Annotated in this window: 1 protein-coding gene; it reads right to left on the reverse strand. The window is 31.9% G+C overall.

Annotated features, from left to right (window positions below; all coding sequences use genetic code 11):
* Positions 1-65: 65 nt before the first annotated feature.
* Positions 66-540: His/Gly/Thr/Pro-type tRNA ligase C-terminal domain-containing protein (locus tag FUA24_RS24620; protein WP_246147160.1), on the reverse strand; the 475-nt coding region annotated here is incomplete at its 5' end.

Raw genomic sequence — 540 nt, forward strand, 5'->3', positions numbered from 1 at the left:
TCTTTGAGGCTGTCTTCTTCTTCTAATTGCTATGGCTTATATTTTTTTAATTAAACTTTATTTTTTTAGAACGATTTTAACGTTTTATTGATCTCTTCGTTTATAATGCTTGAAAAAGTTTCAATACTCATCATACCTAAATCTTCACCACCATGTTTACGTACTGTAACTTTATTTTCTTTTTCTTCTTGCTCACCTATTATAAGCATATACGGGAATTTTTTCATTTCAGATTCCCTGATTTTCTTGCCTATAGTTTCATTTCTATGGTCTACAAGGGCGCGAATTTCGTTATTTTCTAGCAAATTTAAAACTTTTTCTGAGTATTTTTCATATTTCTCGCTGAGCGACAATATCATACATTGTGTTGGCATTAACCATAATGGGAAATTTCCACCAGTGTGTTCAAGCAATATTGCTACAAAACGTTCAAGGCTTCCAAAAGGTGCTCTGTGTATCATAATAGGGCGGTGTAACTCATTATCACTACCTTTATATGATAAATCAAAACGTTCAGGTAAATTGTAATCAACTTGTATG

This window comes from Seonamhaeicola marinus (assembly GCF_008085455.1).